At 58.6% G+C, this 16,741-nt stretch carries 14 protein-coding genes and 1 pseudogene; 8 read left to right on the top strand and 7 right to left on the bottom strand.

Annotated elements, in window-relative coordinates; all coding sequences use genetic code 11:
* A pseudogene (locus ACTIE1_RS05490) lies at positions 1-316 on the bottom strand (cobaltochelatase subunit CobT); the annotation flags it as partial.
* A gap of 264 nt (positions 317-580) precedes the next feature.
* Here ACTIE1_RS05490 and ACTIE1_RS05485 point away from each other — a divergent pair.
* Positions 581-1,168, top strand: coding sequence for an NADPH-dependent FMN reductase (locus tag ACTIE1_RS05485; RefSeq protein WP_439562371.1), 588 nt, complete (start codon positions 581-583; stop codon positions 1,166-1,168).
* Between the two features lie 89 nt (positions 1,169-1,257).
* On the opposite strand, the gene cobS is transcribed toward ACTIE1_RS05485, so the two are convergent.
* Both cobS and ACTIE1_RS05475 read right to left on the bottom strand, forming a co-directional pair.
* Positions 1,258-2,229 (bottom strand): cobaltochelatase subunit CobS, encoded by a 972-nt coding sequence (gene cobS / locus ACTIE1_RS05480; RefSeq protein WP_439562370.1) that lies wholly within the window; start codon positions 2,227-2,229, stop codon positions 1,258-1,260.
* 236 nt (positions 2,230-2,465) lie between these two features.
* Complete coding sequence (locus ACTIE1_RS05475; protein WP_439563291.1) at positions 2,466-3,854, bottom strand: M20/M25/M40 family metallo-hydrolase; 1,389 nt, start codon at positions 3,852-3,854, stop codon at positions 2,466-2,468.
* A gap of 113 nt (positions 3,855-3,967) precedes the next feature.
* Between ACTIE1_RS05475 and ACTIE1_RS05470 the strand changes: the two genes are divergently transcribed.
* The 4 genes from ACTIE1_RS05470 to ispG all read left to right on the top strand — a co-directional run bounded on the left by ACTIE1_RS05470 (position 3,968) and on the right by ispG (position 8,384).
* Entirely contained in the window at positions 3,968-4,384 is a 417-nt protein-coding gene (locus ACTIE1_RS05470) for a hypothetical protein (protein WP_439562368.1), read from the top strand.
* Between the two features lie 190 nt (positions 4,385-4,574).
* Positions 4,575-5,798 (top strand): 5-aminolevulinate synthase, encoded by a 1,224-nt coding sequence (gene hemA / locus ACTIE1_RS05465; RefSeq protein ID WP_439562367.1) that lies wholly within the window; start codon positions 4,575-4,577, stop codon positions 5,796-5,798.
* Positions 5,799-5,921: 123 nt separating this feature from the next.
* Positions 5,922-7,148, top strand: coding sequence for a helix-turn-helix domain-containing protein (locus tag ACTIE1_RS05460; RefSeq protein ID WP_439562366.1), 1,227 nt, complete (start codon positions 5,922-5,924; stop codon positions 7,146-7,148).
* Positions 7,149-7,253: 105 nt separating this feature from the next.
* Complete coding sequence (ispG, locus tag ACTIE1_RS05455) at positions 7,254-8,384, top strand: flavodoxin-dependent (E)-4-hydroxy-3-methylbut-2-enyl-diphosphate synthase (RefSeq protein ID WP_439563290.1); 1,131 nt, start codon at positions 7,254-7,256, stop codon at positions 8,382-8,384.
* A 48-nt stretch (positions 8,385-8,432) separates the two neighbouring features.
* On the opposite strand, the gene putA is transcribed toward ispG, so the two are convergent.
* The gene (gene putA, locus ACTIE1_RS05450; RefSeq protein ID WP_439563289.1) at positions 8,433-11,894 is read right to left on the bottom strand and encodes a bifunctional proline dehydrogenase/L-glutamate gamma-semialdehyde dehydrogenase PutA; all 3,462 of its coding nucleotides are present in this window, start codon (positions 11,892-11,894) and stop codon (positions 8,433-8,435) included.
* Between the two features lie 115 nt (positions 11,895-12,009).
* Between putA and ACTIE1_RS05445 the strand changes: the two genes are divergently transcribed.
* Positions 12,010-12,480: an Lrp/AsnC family transcriptional regulator gene (locus tag ACTIE1_RS05445; protein WP_439562363.1), complete on the top strand. Its 471-nt coding sequence runs from the start codon at positions 12,010-12,012 to the stop codon at positions 12,478-12,480.
* A 4-nt stretch (positions 12,481-12,484) separates the two neighbouring features.
* On the opposite strand, the gene ACTIE1_RS05440 is transcribed toward ACTIE1_RS05445, so the two are convergent.
* Positions 12,485-13,681 (bottom strand): META domain-containing protein, encoded by a 1,197-nt coding sequence (locus tag ACTIE1_RS05440; RefSeq protein ID WP_439562362.1) that lies wholly within the window; start codon positions 13,679-13,681, stop codon positions 12,485-12,487.
* 115 nt (positions 13,682-13,796) lie between these two features.
* On the bottom strand, positions 13,797-14,360 hold the full coding sequence (gene efp, locus ACTIE1_RS05435; RefSeq protein ID WP_439562361.1) for an elongation factor P: 564 nt from the start codon (positions 14,358-14,360) through the stop codon (positions 13,797-13,799).
* A 207-nt stretch (positions 14,361-14,567) separates the two neighbouring features.
* Between efp and ACTIE1_RS05430 the strand changes: the two genes are divergently transcribed.
* Positions 14,568-14,894, top strand: coding sequence for a DUF6280 family protein (locus ACTIE1_RS05430; RefSeq protein ID WP_439562360.1), 327 nt, complete (start codon positions 14,568-14,570; stop codon positions 14,892-14,894).
* 108 nt (positions 14,895-15,002) lie between these two features.
* On the opposite strand, the gene ACTIE1_RS05425 is transcribed toward ACTIE1_RS05430, so the two are convergent.
* Positions 15,003-15,599 (bottom strand): 2-hydroxychromene-2-carboxylate isomerase, encoded by a 597-nt coding sequence (locus ACTIE1_RS05425; RefSeq protein WP_439562359.1) that lies wholly within the window; start codon positions 15,597-15,599, stop codon positions 15,003-15,005.
* Between the two features lie 106 nt (positions 15,600-15,705).
* Here ACTIE1_RS05425 and ACTIE1_RS05420 point away from each other — a divergent pair, with 106 nt between their 5' ends.
* Positions 15,706-16,725, top strand: a complete 1,020-nt coding sequence (locus tag ACTIE1_RS05420; protein WP_439562358.1) for a ribose-phosphate pyrophosphokinase — start codon at positions 15,706-15,708, stop codon at positions 16,723-16,725.
* Positions 16,726-16,741: the final 16 nt, after the last annotated feature.

Genomic DNA, 16,741 nt, shown 5'->3' with positions numbered 1-16,741 from the left:
CTACTGCTTCGCATCGCGCATCCTCCATGGCCTGATACAGGTCGCGTGCCATCTGGCCTTGTGGCAGATAGCGGCTATGGGTGGTCTCATCATGGAAACGCATGCGCAAGGCCAATGTGTCGGCAGTGCCACGCGCCAGCAAGACCTCATCGCGTGTCATGCGGCGGGTCACTTGCGGCAGGCGCATCGTGTCGCCACTGACGCCGGGCGGATCGACCGAATAGGTGACCGTCATGTCGCGCGAATCAGCCATGGTGCGGGTCGCGTCCGATAGCGCTTTCTTGAACGGATCGGCGGGGTTGTCATTGCGGTTCATGCGCGGCGTGCTCTTGTTTGCGGGGCGTCTGCCCAGAGATAGACCAGCAGGTCCGGAAAAGAAAGCGCCGCGCGTGCCGGAATGCACGCAGGGCCTGCCCGTGGCCCCAATAAACGGATCAGGGCTTGTGCATTCGGGAACCGCCCAAGGTGTCATTCCCCATCCGTATTATCGCACAGCCCATGTGCAAAACTCCGTATTTGCGACGAAATTCCAGTGGTTATGTATGAGGTCGTAAATTCAACCAAACCTAGAAGGCACATCATGTCTGCAACACCTCGTATCGCTGTAATTCTGGGCAGCACCCGCGATTCCCGCTTCGGTGACACCCCCGCAAAATGGATACTGGATCGTGCGCAAGCGCGTGACGGCTGGGAGGTCGAATACCTTGATCTGAAGGATTTCGACCTGCCCTTGTTCAATGAAGTCGCATCAAACGCATGGGCCCCGTCAGAAGACAGCAAGGCCAAGGCATGGCAGGAAAAAATCGGCCAGTTCGACGGCTTTATCTTTGTGACACCGGAATACAACCGGTCCATCACGGGGGCGTTGAAAAACGCGCTGGACCAAGCCTATGTCGAATGGAACCGCAAGGCGTTCGGTATCGTAAGCTACGGGTCCGTCGGGGGCACGCGCGCCGCCGAGCATCTGCGCACTATCGGTATTGAATTGCAAATGGCCTCGACGCGGTCGGCGGTGCATATCGGGGGCGGCGATTTCTTCGCGGTGCACCCTCTTGGCGGTCAATCCAAACCCATGTCCGAGATTGAAGGCTCCATCGGCGGGTCGGCGGATGCGATGCTGGACGAATTGGACTGGTGGACCCGCGCGACCATGGCGGCGCGTGGATGATGCATACCGTCTAGGCATTTTCATCTTGCCAAAAATACTCAAAAAAAGGGGGCGCAAGCCCCCTTCTTCTTTATTCCAGACGCGAATGACTACCCCAGCGCCATGCTGACCGCGGATTCCGGCAGTTCCTCGTCAAAGCAACGCTGATAGAATTCCGCCACGGTCCGGCGCTCCAACTCGTCGCATTTGTTCAGGAATGACAGCCGGAACGCATAGCCGATGGACCGGAAAATACGCGCATTCTCGGCCCAGTTGATGACGGTGCGCGGGGACATGACCGTGGACAGGTCGCCATTCATGAATGCCGTGCGCGTCAGGTCGGCCACTGTCACCATCTGGCTGATTTCCTGCCGCCCCTTGGCGGTATTATAGGCAGGGTTCTTGGCCAGAACGATGGCGGCTTCGGCATCATGGGACAGATAGTTCAGTGTGGCGACCAATGACCAGCGGTCCATTTGCGCCTGGTTGATCTGCTGAACACCGTGATACAGGCCCGTTGTGTCGCCCAGACCCACGGTGTTTGCGGTGGCAAACAGCCGGAAACTGGGGTGCGGCGTGATGATTTCATTCTGGTCCAGCAGCGTCAATTTGCCGTCATGTTCCAGCACTCGCTGGATCACGAACATGACGTCCGGCCGCCCTGCATCATATTCATCAAACACAATCGCAACCGGATTGCGCAATGCCCAAGGCAGGATGCCTTCCTGAAATTCGGTGACCTGCACGCCATCTTTCAGCTTGATCGCGTCCTTGCCGATCAGGTCGATCCGGCTGATGTGGCTGTCAAGGTTTACCCGAACGGACGGCCAGTTCAACCGCGCAGCGATTTGTTCGATATGGGTGGATTTGCCGGTCCCGTGGTATCCTTGCACCATAACACGGCGGTTATAGGCAAAGCCTGCCAGAATGGCCAAGGTTGTGTCAGGATCGAACTTATAGGTCGGGTCCAATGCGGGGACGCGGTCGGTCGCCTCGGCAAAGCCTTTGACTGTCATGTCACTGTCAATGCCGAATACATCCCGGACGTGGATTTCCTCGGTCGGTTTCAAAGGTGCCGTCATGCTATCAATTCCCGCCTGAAAGTGTCGTCTGATACGCCAGTAGCGCGTTTGCCTTAGTCTGTGGAACATATCCCGCGCAGGTGCAAGGGGAAGGGGGCGCAGCGGATGAACTTGACCGCAGCCGGATCACAGTTACCGGCAGGCATTTCAGCCCCTGTCCGGCCGCCATATGTTTGCACAAAAAACGGATTGCGTCGCAGGTGGGCGTTGACGCAACGCCCACCTGCGACAACGGGCTACGCTTTTGAAACAGCGTCAATAATACGCGCCCAGGACCGGATGCCACGGTGAAAGCTGTCCAGATCATACTTTTCATTCGGGGAATGGATCTGGTCATCATTCTTGGCAAAACCGATCAGCATGGAATCCATTCCCAGAATGGACTTGAAATATCCTGCAATCGGGATCGACCCGCCCGCGCCCACGAAGGCGGCGGGTTTTGGCCATTCGTCGGTCAATGCCAGTCGTGCGGCCTCAAATGCGGGGTGGCTTGTTTCCATCACCGATGCGGGCGATGCGCCGTGATCCAGAAATTCCACACGGCAATCGGCGGGAATGCGTGCGCGCACAAATTCGCGGAACGCCTTGCGCAATTCATGGGGGTCCTGCTGCCCGACCAGACGGAAGCTGACCTTGGCAGATGCGCGCGCGGGCAGGACGGTCTTGAAACCGGCACCTGTATAGCCGGATGTCATGCCGTTTATTTCGCATGTCGGGCGCGACCAGATCATTTCCAAAGCGCTGCGTCCGGCCTCTCCTGCCGGGTATTTCAGCCCGACGGACCCCAGAAACGCATCAGCATCAAATCCCAGCCCGTCCCATTGGGCGCGCAAGTCGTCGGGCAGTTCGGGAACCCCGTCATAGAAACCGGGCACAGTGACACGGCCCTGATCATCATGCAGATCCGCCAGAATGCGTGCCAGAACGCGCGCGGGGTTCATGGCGGCCCCGCCGAATGATCCCGAATGCAGGTCGCGTTCAGGGCCGTGAATGATGATTTCCTCGCCCAGCAGACCGCGCAGCATGGTGGTCACGGCCGGCGTTTGCGCATCAAACAGCCCTGTGTCACAGATCAACGCCAGATCGGCGCGCAGCGCGTCACTGTTTTCGGTCAGATATGGCACAAGCGAGGGCGAGCCGCTTTCTTCTTCGCCTTCCAGACAGAAGGTCAGTTTCACAGGCAGTGACCCGTGGACCTTCAGCCATGCGCGGCACGCTTCGATGAACGTCATCAGCTGGCCTTTGTCATCAGATGCACCGCGACCACGGATCACTTTTCCGTTGGCGGTGTCCTCGATCCTGGGGTCGAACGGGTCGTTGTCCCACAATTCCAGCGGGTCCACAGGCTGAACATCGTAATGGCCGTAAAACAGCAAATGCGCCCCATCCTGTGCACCGCCGTTTGCCACCACCATCGGGTGACCGGGGGTCTTGTCCTTGCGGGCAGAAAATCCCAGTGCAGTCAGGTCATTAACCAGCCATTGCGCCGCGCGGTCCACATCTGGTGCATAGGCCGGATCGGTCGAAATGGACGGAATGCGCAGCAAATCCTGTAGCCTGTCAAGCGCGTCGGGCAGGTCCTGGTCGATCTGGTCAAGGACAGCGTTCAGGTCGGGTTTCATCATCTTCTCCGGGTTTCTGTTCGTGCGCAGCCTATCAAAGCGCGTCGGGCTGTCCAGCCCCGCTTCTGTGTATATAACAAGTTGGACTTCTATGACTGATTCGGATGGGTGACGACATGAAACTACCTTACGCGCGCAACTTGATGGTGCTGGTCACTGCAATTTCCGGCAGTGCGATTGCGGCTGCCAATGCCAACCCTGCGCAGTCGGAATTGTATGAACTGGCAGATGCGCAGGTTGTCTTGCACCTGCATGATTTCCTGAATGAAGAGGAAACAGCGACATTGCGCCTTGTCGGCCAGAACGAAGATGCGCTGGCGCTGTTCTTGCCGGAAGGCGCCGGCGGGTTCGGGGCCTTGGCCGTTGCGCCTGCTGACGGGTTCATTCGCAATGGTATGCCTGCGCAATCTGCGGTTGCGATGTCCGAATTGCCTGATATGGACCGCGCAAGGACAATGGCGATCGCGGAATGCAACAATCTGCGCAGTGGCGGGCGCGCTTGTCAGGTTGTTCTGGAAATCGCACCACGCTAGGGGCCTCGCTGCCTTGTTGGCGTTCGCGACAATCGGTCGCTGCGATTTTTATTTGTTCTAATAGCAGGTTTGATTTAGGTCAAAGGCACCACCAATCCCCTGGCGTAAACAGGGATGGATCGACCTGTTGAAAATACGCAGCAAATCGATATAGATGAATATGTACCCAGCAGCCGCGAGGGAGAGGGTCTTGAACTACAACGCCGCGCTCGATGCCGCCATTCAAAGGCTTCATGACGAAGGCCGATACCGGACCTTTATCGATATTGAACGCCGTCAGGGCCAGTTCCCGCACGCGATGTGGACACGTCCGGATGGCGAGCAGCAGGAAATCGTCGTCTGGTGCGGCAATGACTATCTGGGGATGGGCCAGAACCCTGTTGTCCTGCAAGCGATGCATGAAGCGATAGAGGCGACGGGCGCAGGATCAGGTGGCACGCGGAATATTTCGGGCACGACCGTATATCACAAGCGGTTGGAGGCGTCCTTGGCCGATTTGCATGGCAAGGAAGCGGCTTTGGTGTTCACCTCGGCGTATATTGCCAATGATGCCACGCTTTCGACCCTGCCGAAGCTGTTTCCGGGCCTGATCATTTATTCGGATGCATTGAATCACGCCTCCATGATCGAGGGGGTGCGCCGCAACGGGGGTGCCAAGCGTATCTTCCGTCACAATGACGTCGCGCATCTGCGTGAATTGCTGGCTGCCGATGATCCCGATGCGCCCAAGCTGATTGCGTTCGAATCGATCTACTCCATGGATGGGGATTTCGGGCCGATCAAGGAAATCTGCGATCTGGCGGATGAATTCGGCGCGCTGACATATATTGACGAAGTGCATGCCGTGGGCATGTATGGCCCGCGCGGGGCAGGCGTGTGCGAACGTGATGGCCTGATGGACCGGATCGATATCATCAATGGCACGCTTGCCAAGGCATATGGCGTGATGGGCGGGTATATCGCAGCCTCCGCCAAGATGTGTGATGCCGTGCGGTCCTACGCGCCAGGCTTCATTTTCACCACCTCGATCCCGCCCGCTGTGGCGGCTGGCGCAGTGGCATCCGTTGAATACTTGAAAACCGCACAATATTTGCGCGACAAACAGCAGGAAAATGCGCGTATTCTGAAAATGCGCCTGCGCGGCCTTGGCCTGCCGATCATCGATCACGGCAGTCACATTGTGCCGGTGCATGTCGGCAACCCTGTGCATTGCAAGGCAATATCGGATATGTTGTTGGCAGAAAACGGAATTTATGTGCAGCCGATCAACTTTCCGACGGTTCCGCGCGGCACAGAGCGTTTGCGCTTCACGCCGTCACCCGTGCACAAGCCACGCATGATTGATGACCTTGTTCGCGCAATGGACGGATTGTGGGCGCATTGTGCGCTAAATCGTGCCGAAATTTCTGCCTGACAAATCTTAACGCTTCAAATCGATGTGAAAACCCGTATACTGTAACAAATCGTCAATGGATCATAAGAAATCTGTGTCGATTTTGTGGCATTTGAGCAACAATATCTGTGTTAAGGGGCGGGAATGAAGTGGTTTGGCAGCAAACCCGAGGTTGAGGCTGAAACACAGTCTGGTGCTGTGGGCTTTGATGATTTCGAGGTGCAATTAGGTGACCTGATGCGTGGCGAACGCGCCACCATGGGCAAATCCCTGCTAGATGTTCAGCGAGAGCTGCACATCCGCGCCACCTATATATCTGCAATAGAAGCGGGCGATTTATCGGCATTCGAGGCGACAAGCTTCGTGGCCGGTTATGTCCGGTCCTATGCGCGATATTTGGGTATGGACCCCGATTGGTGCTATGCGAAATTCTGCGCCGAAACGAATTTTTCCATCAATCCGGACTTACAGAAGGCGCTGGCGCCCAAGCGTCCTGATGTCGCTGTTAACCGCGAATTCCAACCGGGTCTGTTGTCGCGTACCCGACTGGCCGCCGAGCCGGAGCCGTTCTGGCGCAGGTTGGACATGGCCGCATTGGGGTCAATCACTGTGTTGCTGGCGCTGATTATCGGGCTTGGATATGGCGGATGGACCGTGCTGAAAGAAGTCCAGCGCGTGAATCTGGTTCCTGCCGACCAGCCGCCAGAAGTGATGGCCGACCTTGATCCGGTCATGAGCGGGGCTGCCGCGCCGCGGATCGCCGAGCTTGGCGAAGATGATCTGCGCATCGGGCGCGACGAGTCCGTCGTTGCCAATGCGCAGGGTGTGGTGCGCGCCTATCGTCCCGAAGCGCTGGATTCGCCGGTCATGGTGTCGCGTGACGGCCCGATTGCCGCAATCAACCCGCGAGAGGGCGACAATGATGCGGACCTGATGGACCAGACCCGAAGCGCCATCGAACGTGCCTTGGCCGATGCGTCGGGTGGAATCGCGCAAGCTGACAATGTTGACGTAGCAGGGGTTCGCGTGACCAGTGACGGCCCCCCGCAGGTCGAGGTGCTGGCCGTGCGTCCCAGCTGGATTCGCGTGCGCGCCGCTGATGGGACCGTGCTGTTTGAACGTATTCTGGACGCAGGCGAACGCTATGTCGTGCCGCAGTCGGAAGAACCGCCCATTCTGCGGGCCGGTAATTCCGGATCGGTCTACATGCTGGTTGACGGGCAGCCCTTTGGCCCGACAGCGCCAGGTGCGCAGGTCGTCGATCAGGTCAGACTGTCGCCTGACGCAGTGTCCGAACGCTTTGCCCTTGCTGACCTGAGCGGGGATAGCGAATTGCTGAATTTCATCGATTACGCGCAGGTCGCAGACTAAACTACCGGCTTTTTGATCAGCAGCGCGCGGTAACGGTTGGTTGCCGCGCGCTTCCATGTGGTCTATCTTTGGTGCAATGATTTCCTGACAAAGGGCGGTATTCGCATGGATCACAACCATATTCGCCCATGGCGCAACATAGAGCGGCGCAAGTCACGCCAGATCATGGTTGGCAATGTGCCGGTGGGCGGCGGCGCGCCGATCAGTGTTCAAACCATGACAAACACCGATTCCGGCGATGCGCCCGCGACAATCAAGCAGGTTCTGGCTTGTGCCGAAGCGGGCGCTGACATTGTGCGAGTATCCGTGCCAGACACTGACGCCAGCCGGGCCCTGCGCGAGGTGGTGCGCGAAAGTCCTGTGCCCATCGTGGCCGATATTCATTTCCACTATAAACGCGGGATCGAGGCAGCAGAAGCGGGCGCGGCCTGTTTGCGCATAAACCCCGGCAATATTGGCGATGCAGGGCGCGTGCGCGACGTCATCAAGGCCGCCCGCGATCATGGGTGTTCGATTCGCATCGGCGTGAATGCGGGGTCGCTTGAGCGGCACTTGCTGGAAAAATACGGCGAACCTTGCCCTGATGCCATGATCGAAAGCGGACTGGAGCATATCCGGATTCTTCAGGACAATGATTTCCATGACTTCAAGATCAGTGTGAAGGCGTCCGATGTGTTCATGGCATCTGCGGCCTATATGGGACTGGCCGAGGCGACGGATGCCCCGATCCATCTGGGAATTACCGAAGCGGGCGGCATGATTTCTGGTACAGTGAAATCCGCGATCGGGCTGGGCAACCTGCTTTGGATGGGAATTGGCGATACGATTCGGGTGTCCCTGTCCGCTGATCCGGTCGAGGAGGTCAAGATCGGCTATGAAATTCTGAAATCCCTTGGCCTGCGCCATCGCGGCGTCAACATAATTTCATGTCCGTCCTGCGCGCGACAGGGTTTTGACGTGATCAAGACTGTATCCGCGCTGGAGGATCGACTGGCCCATATCAAAACCCCGATGAGTCTGTCGATCATCGGATGTGTCGTCAATGGCCCGGGCGAGGCGCTGATGACCGATATCGGCTTTACCGGCGGGGGTGCGGGGTCCGGCATGGTCTATCTGGCGGGCAAGCAAAGCCACAAGTTGTCAAATGCCGAAATGATTGAGCATATCGTTGAACAGGTAGAACGCCGCGCTGCCGAAATTGACGCCGCAAGCGCGCAGGAACAAGCCGCCGAATAGCGCGCAGGGGGCCGGACATACGTCCGCCCCTGCGCGCGTTAGGGCGTCTTATGCCCCGACATCTGCCAGCAACTGTGCATTGCCGCCGGACGCTGTTGTATCGACACACAAGTGCCGTTCCAGCAGGACATAGGCCGCATCTGGCGCGCCCGTAATCAGGGGCACAATCGGCCCGTCGCGCTGCGCAAGGATGCGGGCGATCTGGCGCGCCTGATCGTCCGGCCCCCAGAACATGACCGCCGAAAAGCCGCCCATCTGGTCCAGCCCTGCGGGAATGCCGTCCAGTATGGCCGCCGTGCCGCCAAGCGCGCGCACCGCATTCGCCTGCGACCGCGCAAGGTCAAGTGTGGGGCCAAGGCACAGGACAGGCAGGCGGGCGGCATGGCGCAGGCGGTTGGTTTCCCCTGTTGGTCCGGGCAGGTCCTGTTCCGCCGGCAGTGGCGCGCTGGCGGCAAGTGGGGCGCCAACCGCCTGTTCCAGCGCGGCCACAGGCAGGTTTTGCGCAGGTGTGGCGGTCGTGGTGCTGGCGGGTGTGCGCGTGAAGCGGTGCAAGTAATGCGGCCCGCCTGCTTTCGGTCCAGTGCCGGAAAGCCCCTCTCCGCCAAAAGGCTGGCTGCCCACGACCGCACCGATCTGGTTACGGTTCACATAGGTGTTGCCGACCTGCACCCGTTCGACAACATGCTGCACCCGTGCATCGATACGGGTATGCAGCCCGAAGGTCAGGCCATATCCGCGGGCATTGATATCATCAATCACGCGGTCCAGATCTGATGCACGGAACCGCGCGATATGCAGAACCGGCCCGAACACTTCGTGCGTCAGGTCCTGAATGCCGGATACGCGCAATGCCGCCGGGCCAATGAAATGCCCGTCGGCAGGTGCCGCGATCTGGTGCAGTAACCGACCTGCGGCGCTGGCTTGCGCGATATAGGCCGCAATCTGGTCGCGCGCGTCGCTGTCGATTACTGGCCCTATATCCGTTTCCAGATGCCATGGATCGCCCAGCCGCAGTTCCTGCATGGCGCCGAACAGCATTTCTTCGACCCCTTCGGCGATGTCTTCTTGCAGATACAGACAGCGCAGCGCCGAGCAGCGCTGCCCCGCCGATTGGAACGCAGACGCCAGAATGTCACGCACCGCTTGTTCCGGCAGGGCGGTGCTGTCGACGATCATGGCATTCAGCCCGCCGGTTTCTGCAATTAACGGGGCATCAGGTGACAGGTTTTCGGTCATGTTGCGCCGGATCAGAAGGGCGGTTTCGGTTGATCCGGTGAAGGCCACGCCCCCCACACGCCGGTCCGAGGTCAGCGCGGCACCCACTGTGGCCCCATCGCCAGGCAGCAGTTGCAGCACATGTCGTGGAACACCCGCTTCGTGCAGAAGGCGCGTTGCAAAATGCGCGATGATGGGCGTTTGTTCGGCAGGTTTGGCCAGAACGGCATTGCCCGCCGACAATGCGCCCGCAATCTGGCCGGTGAAAATAGCCAGCGGAAAATTCCAAGGGCTGATGCAGGTGATCACTCCCCGCGCGGGCATGTTCAGGTTCTGCGCTTGCAGCGCGTAGTAGCGCAGGAAATCCACAGCCTCGCGCAGCTCGCCTACGGCATCAAGCTGGGTTTTCCCGGCTTCACGCGCCAGAATGGCGAAGATCTGTCCAAAATGTTCTTCATAAAGGTCGGCTGCGCGGTTCAGAACCTGCGCGCGTGTGGACACATCTGCGTCCCATGGCTGCGCTGCGCTTAGCGCTGCGCCAACATCTTGTTGTGTGGCTTGCGCCACCTCGCCCAGTTGGTCGGCAGGGTTGGCAGGATTAAGCGCGACATGGCCTTTTGCAGCTTCCGCTTGACCAGCGATCAGCGGCGCGGCGCGAAATGTCTGTGTTCTGTAGGGGGTGCGCGCGCCGTCAATCGCGTCCAGATCGGCATGGCAGGTCAAGTCCCAGCCGCAGGAATTACGCCGTTCAGCGCCGAACAGTTCCGGCCCGACAGCCAGTTTCGGGTTGCGCCCTTCCGGCAGCGTATCCAGTGCGGCAAAAGGGCAGGCAGCCACAGTTTCAGGGGGCACATCCGCATCGACAATCTGGTTCACAAATGACGAATTGGCACCGTTCTCCAGCAACCGCCGCACCAGATAGGCCAGTAAATCCTTATGGGCGCCGACAGGGGCGTAAATGCGGCAGCGCGTGCCGTTGCGCGTCAGGACCAGATCATGCAGGGATTCCCCCATACCGTGCAGGCGCTGGAACTCATAATCCAGCGGGCTGATCTGCATTTGCGCGGCAATATGCAACACGGCTGCGACCGTATGCGCGTTGTGTGTCGCAAATTGCGGATAGATCCGCGATGTCATGCCCAGCAGCTTGCGCGCGCAGGCGATGAAATTGACATCCGCCGCCGGTTTTTGGGTCAGCACCGGAAAACCGTCCAGCCCCATGACTTGCGCGCGTTTGATTTCGGTGTCCCAATACGCGCCCTTGACCAGCCGGACCATCAGCTTGCGGTCATGCGTTCGGGCCAGTTCATGCAACCAGTCGATCACGTCCGCCGCGCGCGGGCCATATGCCTGCACCACCACCCCGAACCCGTCCCAGCCTTCAAGGGCGGGGTCACGCAACACTTCAGCGATGACATCCAGCGACAGGGCCAGACGGTCCTGTTCTTCGGCGTCAATATTGAACCCCATGCCCAACGCCGCTGCCAGCCGTGCCAGTTCGCGCAGCCGTGGCACCAACTCGGCCATGACGCGGTCTGCCTGTGCCAGTTCATAGCGCGGATGCAGCGCGGACAATTTCACGGAAATGCCGGGATTTGTGCGAATGTCATTGCCGGTTGCGGCTGCGCCAATGCTGCGAATGGCACTGCGATAGGCCGTGTGGTAGCGTTGCGCATCATTCATGGTGCGGGCCGCTTCGCCCAGCATGTCATAAGAATAGCTATAACCGCGCGCTTCCATTTTTGCCGCGCGGGTCATGGCCGTGCCAATGGTTTCGCCCAGCACGAACTGGCGCCCCATTTCCCGCATTGCGCGCCCGACCGCCGTGCGGATGACGGGTTCCCCAAGCCGCTTGACGGCCCCGCGCAACACCTGTGCCGCGCTTTTGCTACGATCATCCAGAACACGTCCGGTCAGCATCAGCGCCCATGTGGACGCATTGACCAGACTGGAGGACGACTGCCCCAGATGTTTGCCCCAATCCGATGGCGCTATCTTGTCCTCGATAAGGTCGTCGATTGTGGCGGCATCAGGCACGCGCAGCAGCGCCTCGGCCAGACACATCAGGGCGATCCCTTCGTCAGTGGACAGGCCGTATTCGGCCAGAAACACCTCCATCAGGCCGGGTGTGGCTTGGGTGCGGATGTCGTGGACAAGTCCCGCCGCATGTGTGCTTATTTGCGCACGCGCATCCGCGTCCAGCGCAGCCATATTTGTTGCAATCGCAACAGCATCCGCTTCATCGCGTAAGATTTGGTGGGTAATCTTGGCACAAGGGCGCATTCGCATCGTCATGTTGCATGCCTTTATAAGGAATTATCACCAGTATTCCAGATAATCGGATTGTATTCAGCCTTAATTGGCCGTAAGCGCGGGTAATACGACTTTTTTCTATGAAGGGTGCAAAACAATGACCCGCTTGAAGCTGGATAGCTTTGACCATGCGATCCTGCGTATTCTGGCCGTTGATGGCCGGCTGAGTGTGACCGAACTTGCCTCTCGTATCGGGTTGACCAAATCCCCGACGCAGGCGCGCCTGCGCAGGCTGGAGGAGCAGAACGTCATTCACGGATACCGTGCAATGATCGACCCCCACCAGATTGATGCTGCGCATATTGCGTTTGTTGAAGTGAAAATGTCGGACACGCGCGAGACCGCGTTGCAGGCCTTTAATGACGCAGTGCGCAATGTCCCCGAAATCGAAGAATGCCATCTTATTGCGGGGGCATTCGACTATTTGCTGAAGGTGCGCAGCCGCGATATCGCGTCTTACCGGCGCGTGCTGGCCGAGCATATTTCCGGACTGCCCTATATTACGTCCACGTCCACACATGTCGTGATGGAGGCAGTCAAGGAAACCGGCGAGCAGCCGGTGTTCTGATGCGTTACCGGCGTGACGCCGTCAGTGTTGTGACCGACCCGCTGCGCAAGATCAATTCACCCTTGTTGCCTATGTCGAACCCGTCTGCGTGTTCCAATGCGTCCAGAAGCCGTAATTCAAGATTGCGCTTTGCTGTTGGACAGGCCAGCCGTGTTGTTCCAAGGTCGCTAAGGGACAGCGCGCCGTCTACGATTGCGACCTGTCCAACATACAGGTTGCACGCAAGGCGTCCGCTGATCTGGCCGTTTGCGACCTCCAGCGTCAGGTCGGGCATGTCCGCAGGGTGAGGGACCGAAAAAAGCGTATCGACATACCATGTGCGGCCTTGCAGCAGCCTTAATGGCGCGCCTGCACATCCGTGACTGACCGCTGATGATGTGTGGCGTGTCAGCGCCGCAGAAACCGGATACGGGATGATTGCATCATCCAGTTTGCAAGCCTCATCCGTAAGGCGCAGCGACATTGCATCAGACTCGAACAGCAGCGCCCCGTCATCGGTGCGTCGCGCTGTCATCTGGTCAAGTATATCCTGATCCCCGTCCGGTCGGGGCAGGGTGATCAGCGCCTCGTTCAGGCCCAGCTCGATTTGCCAGCTTTCGTCGGCGGCACGGGCCGTGATTGGCAGGATCGGCTGCGCTGGAATGCGCGCACAGGTCGCGGGCTGGGGGCCGTTTGCAGGCGTCAGCGTAATGCTTGGGCCGTCATCATCCAGTACCGTGCCATCCTCCGCAGAAAAACGGCCCTGCCCGTCATCGTGAAAGAACATCGTTCCCTGCCGGGTGATGGCGCGCAGCCCCCCCGCGGCAGGGGCAAGCATCAGGGTTGTGCCATCGTCACACGCCCAGGATGACCGGAAGCCAAGCGCAAGGATCGGATGCAAGACCAGATCGGGCGCCGCGCCGCGCCCGTCCAGACTTAGCTGTGAACTTTGCGCCAGCAATTGCCCATCCAGCACAAGCCCGGCCTGAAGACTGCCGGCTTGCCGTGGCAATGCCGCGAAGCTGTGTGTGGCGGTGTTGTTGTCGGGCGTTACATCAACGCGTTGTTGCGCCAGCAACTGCCCTTCATTGTTCAGAACCACAGTGACTGTTTCAGCGCCTTGCGGTGTCGGCATATCCCATTGCACCGTCGCGGTGATATCACGCGCCGCAACAGGCACACCCGTTGCAAGCGCGGTCATCACAGCAAGAAAAAGGCGCATGGCATGCTCCTGCGGTATCGGCCCATTTACAAGGGCTTAACGCACACACACCTTGCGGGACAAGCAATATTGCAGAACGACCATTGCAATATTGTCTGAAAAACTTGTGACTGTGTCAGGCGCGTTCGGAATATTCGAATGTTTCCGTGTTCACGACGATATCTTCGTCCTGTCCGACAAAGGGCGGAACAAGGATGCGCACGCCATTGTCCAGCACCGCAGGCTTGAAGCTGTTTGCCGCAGTCTGCCCTTTGACGACAGGTTCGGTTTCCACGATCTTGCAGACAACCTTCTGCGGGATCGAGATGTTCAGCGCTTCTTCGCCGTAATATTCCACCGTGACGGTCATGCCATCTTGCAAGAAGGGGCGGCGCTCGCCCAGAATTTCGACATCGAGTTCGATCTGCTCGAAGCTTTCCATGTCCATCACAACAAGGCGGCCATCGGTTTCATATAGAAACTGCTGGTCTTTTTGTTCAAGGCGCACACGCTCAACCTTGTCTTCGGACCGGAAGCGTTCATTCAGTTTGCGCCCGTCGCGCAGGTTCTTCATCTCGACTTGGGCAAATGCGCCGCCTTTTCCGGGTTTCACATGGTTGACCTTGACCGCAGCCCAAAGCCCGCCATCATGTTCCAGAACATTGCCTGGGCGAATCTCGTTACCGTTGATTTTGGGCATAGGATACCTTGCTGCGCCTTGAATAATGGGTTTTTGCCCCTATATCGCGCAGATAGGATTTAGGCAAGAACTCGATCCTTTGCCGGAAATATTGCATTCATGCAAAAATTGCATGGCTGGTATGCATGAATAGCGTAGCGAATCACAGCGCAAACCGCGTATGCAGGCCCGAGCGGTAAATGCAAGAGCAAGAATAAGGAACGAAACATGTTCGATTCAGCGGATGGAACGGCCTTCACGCATGAGCAAGGGGCCCGCGCCCGCAAACTTTTCGCAGCGGTTGTGTTGGCTGCACTTGATGATGCGATTGCGGATGACAAGAAATATGGCAACGGCCCGGAACAAATCGCGCGTTGGGCGCGGTCCCGTGATGGCCGCGAGGTGCTAAGCTGCGCGGGTATCGACCCCAATGAACGTGTTGTGTCGGGCCTGATGGAATTCGTGGCCAAAGGTGTACGCACGTCGGTCGCCCTGTCGCGCGAGGAAAGCGAACGGCGTCATGCCGCTGCCGCAGCCGAGGCGGAAGCTGCCTGAACACGCGTGCGTTATTTGCAAAATGCCCCGAACCACTCGTTGGTTCGGGGCATTTTGTTTTTCCAGCCTATGGTGTCCCGCCCCTGCGGCTTTCGCTTCCGGACGGGGTCAGGGGCTGACCCCAAGATGCCGGGCCAGAAAATCAAGCCGGTCCTGACCCCAGAACCGTTCCTGCCCGACAACAAAAAACGGCACGCCAAAAGCGCCATCCGCGACCGCATCTTCAAGGTTGCGGGGGTAGATTTCCGCGCCCTGCAACATGCCGCTGAAGGCAAGGGCCGGATCGAAACCTGCCGCTGACAGGCAATCACGAATGACATCGTCATCGGCAATGTTACGATCCTCTGCCCAGCAGGCACGCGTCAGGCGGTGCAGCAGTTCCGCCAGATCGCCGCCGCCCGCTTCTTGTGCCGCAATCATGGCATAAGAGGCAGGCGCAGGATTGGCCGGAAAGAACGCGGGGCGCAGGTTCAGCGGCATGTCCAGACGTTCAGACCAACGGCGCAATTCCTGCAACCTGTATGCCTTGCGGCTGTCATGGCGGTCTGCCAGCACCTGACCGCCTGTGCGGGCAAACAGCGCTGTCGGGTCCAGTGGTTTGTAGCGCAGGCTGGCGCCGGATTTCGCGGCAATTTGTGCAGGGCGTTTGCCGGCCAGATATGTCCAAGGCGACATGGGCGTTAAGTAGTAGTCAATATGCGGCATTTCTTGCGGCTCCTTGCCTTGGCGGTTTGCAAGATCGTAGCGGGGTGGTAAGCGGTGTCAATCTTGTCCGAATCCCATCCGGCCCCATTTCGTCAAGGATTGTCCCATGATCGACCGCACCGAACCCAAGCTGATTTCCGGCAACGCGAATGTTCCGCTTGCCAAGGCCATTGCGCGACGAATGTCGTTGCATCGTGGTATGAGTGTGGGGCTTGTTGACGCGCGGGTGGAACGCTTCAACGATCAGGAAGTTTTTGTCGAGGTGTATGAGAATGTCCGCGGCGAGGATATGTTCATTATCCAGTCCACGTCGAATCCTGCCAATGACAACCTGATGGAATTGTTGATTATTGCTGATGCGCTGAAGCGGTCGTCTGCGTCGCGCATTACGGCGGTTATCCCCTATTTCGGCTATGCCCGTCAGGACCGCCGCACCAAGGCGCGCACGCCCATTTCTGCCAAACTGGTCGCAAATATGATCGCGCAATCAGGCATTGAGCGTATTCTGACGCTGGATCTGCACGCGGCCCAGATTCAGGGGTTCTTTGATATTCCGGTGGACAACCTTTACGCGGCGCCCGTCTTTTCACTGGATGTGCTGCATCATTTCAAGGGGCGGTTGCAGGATGTAACGGTCGTGTCCCCCGATGTTGGCGGTGTGGCGCGCGCGCGTGAGCTGGCCAAACGCATTGGCTGTGCGCTGGCGATTGTGGACAAGCGCCGCGAAAAACCCGGCGAGATTGCGGAAATGACCGTCATCGGGGATGTGCGCGGCAAAAGCTGTATCATCGTGGATGACATTTGCGACACTGCCGGAACGCTGTGCAAAGCAGCAGAAGTACTGGTCGAGGCGGGCGCCACGGAAGTGCACAGCTATATCACCCATGGCGTTCTGTCTGGTCCCGCGGTGGAACGGATCACGAATTCGGTCATGAAATCCCTTGTCATTACGGATTCCATAGCGCCGACCGAAGCGGTGAAATCTGCGCATAACATTCGCATCGTTCCGACCGCGCCCATGTTTGCCCAAGGCATTCTGAACACATGGAAAGGGACGTCAGTATCGTCCCTGTTTGATACTGAAACCCTGACACCAATCTATGAGGGGCTTTACGGCGAAGTCTGATGCGGCGCCGCCTCGG

It is taken from the genome of Roseinatronobacter sp. (assembly GCF_051859525.1).
Taxonomy (GTDB): Bacteria; Pseudomonadota; Alphaproteobacteria; order Rhodobacterales; family Rhodobacteraceae; genus Roseinatronobacter.
The sequence above is the reverse complement of the archived record's forward strand: the minus strand, read 5'-3'. Positions and strand labels throughout refer to the sequence as shown.

Bases quoted from the DNA above. Each gene is read 5' to 3' on its own strand.
- ACTIE1_RS05485 (WP_439562371.1), top strand. From the start codon at position 581: ATGTCTGCAACACCTCGTATCGCTGTAATTCTGGGCAGCACCCGCGAT.
- cobS (WP_439562370.1), bottom strand. From the start codon at position 2,229: ATGACGGCACCTTTGAAACCGACCGAGGAAATCCACGTCCGGGATGTA.
- ACTIE1_RS05475 (WP_439563291.1), bottom strand. From the start codon at position 3,854: ATGATGAAACCCGACCTGAACGCTGTCCTTGACCAGATCGACCAGGAC.
- ACTIE1_RS05470 (WP_439562368.1), top strand. From the start codon at position 3,968: ATGAAACTACCTTACGCGCGCAACTTGATGGTGCTGGTCACTGCAATT.
- ACTIE1_RS05460 (WP_439562366.1), top strand. From the start codon at position 5,922: ATGAAGTGGTTTGGCAGCAAACCCGAGGTTGAGGCTGAAACACAGTCT.
- ispG (WP_439563290.1), top strand. From the start codon at position 7,254: ATGGATCACAACCATATTCGCCCATGGCGCAACATAGAGCGGCGCAAG.
- putA (WP_439563289.1), bottom strand. From the start codon at position 11,894: ATGACGATGCGAATGCGCCCTTGTGCCAAGATTACCCACCAAATCTTA.
- ACTIE1_RS05445 (WP_439562363.1), top strand. From the start codon at position 12,010: ATGACCCGCTTGAAGCTGGATAGCTTTGACCATGCGATCCTGCGTATT.
- ACTIE1_RS05440 (WP_439562362.1), bottom strand. From the start codon at position 13,681: ATGCGCCTTTTTCTTGCTGTGATGACCGCGCTTGCAACGGGTGTGCCT.
- efp (WP_439562361.1), bottom strand. From the start codon at position 14,360: ATGCCCAAAATCAACGGTAACGAGATTCGCCCAGGCAATGTTCTGGAA.
- ACTIE1_RS05430 (WP_439562360.1), top strand. From the start codon at position 14,568: ATGTTCGATTCAGCGGATGGAACGGCCTTCACGCATGAGCAAGGGGCC.
- ACTIE1_RS05425 (WP_439562359.1), bottom strand. From the start codon at position 15,599: ATGCCGCATATTGACTACTACTTAACGCCCATGTCGCCTTGGACATAT.
- ACTIE1_RS05420 (WP_439562358.1), top strand. From the start codon at position 15,706: ATGATCGACCGCACCGAACCCAAGCTGATTTCCGGCAACGCGAATGTT.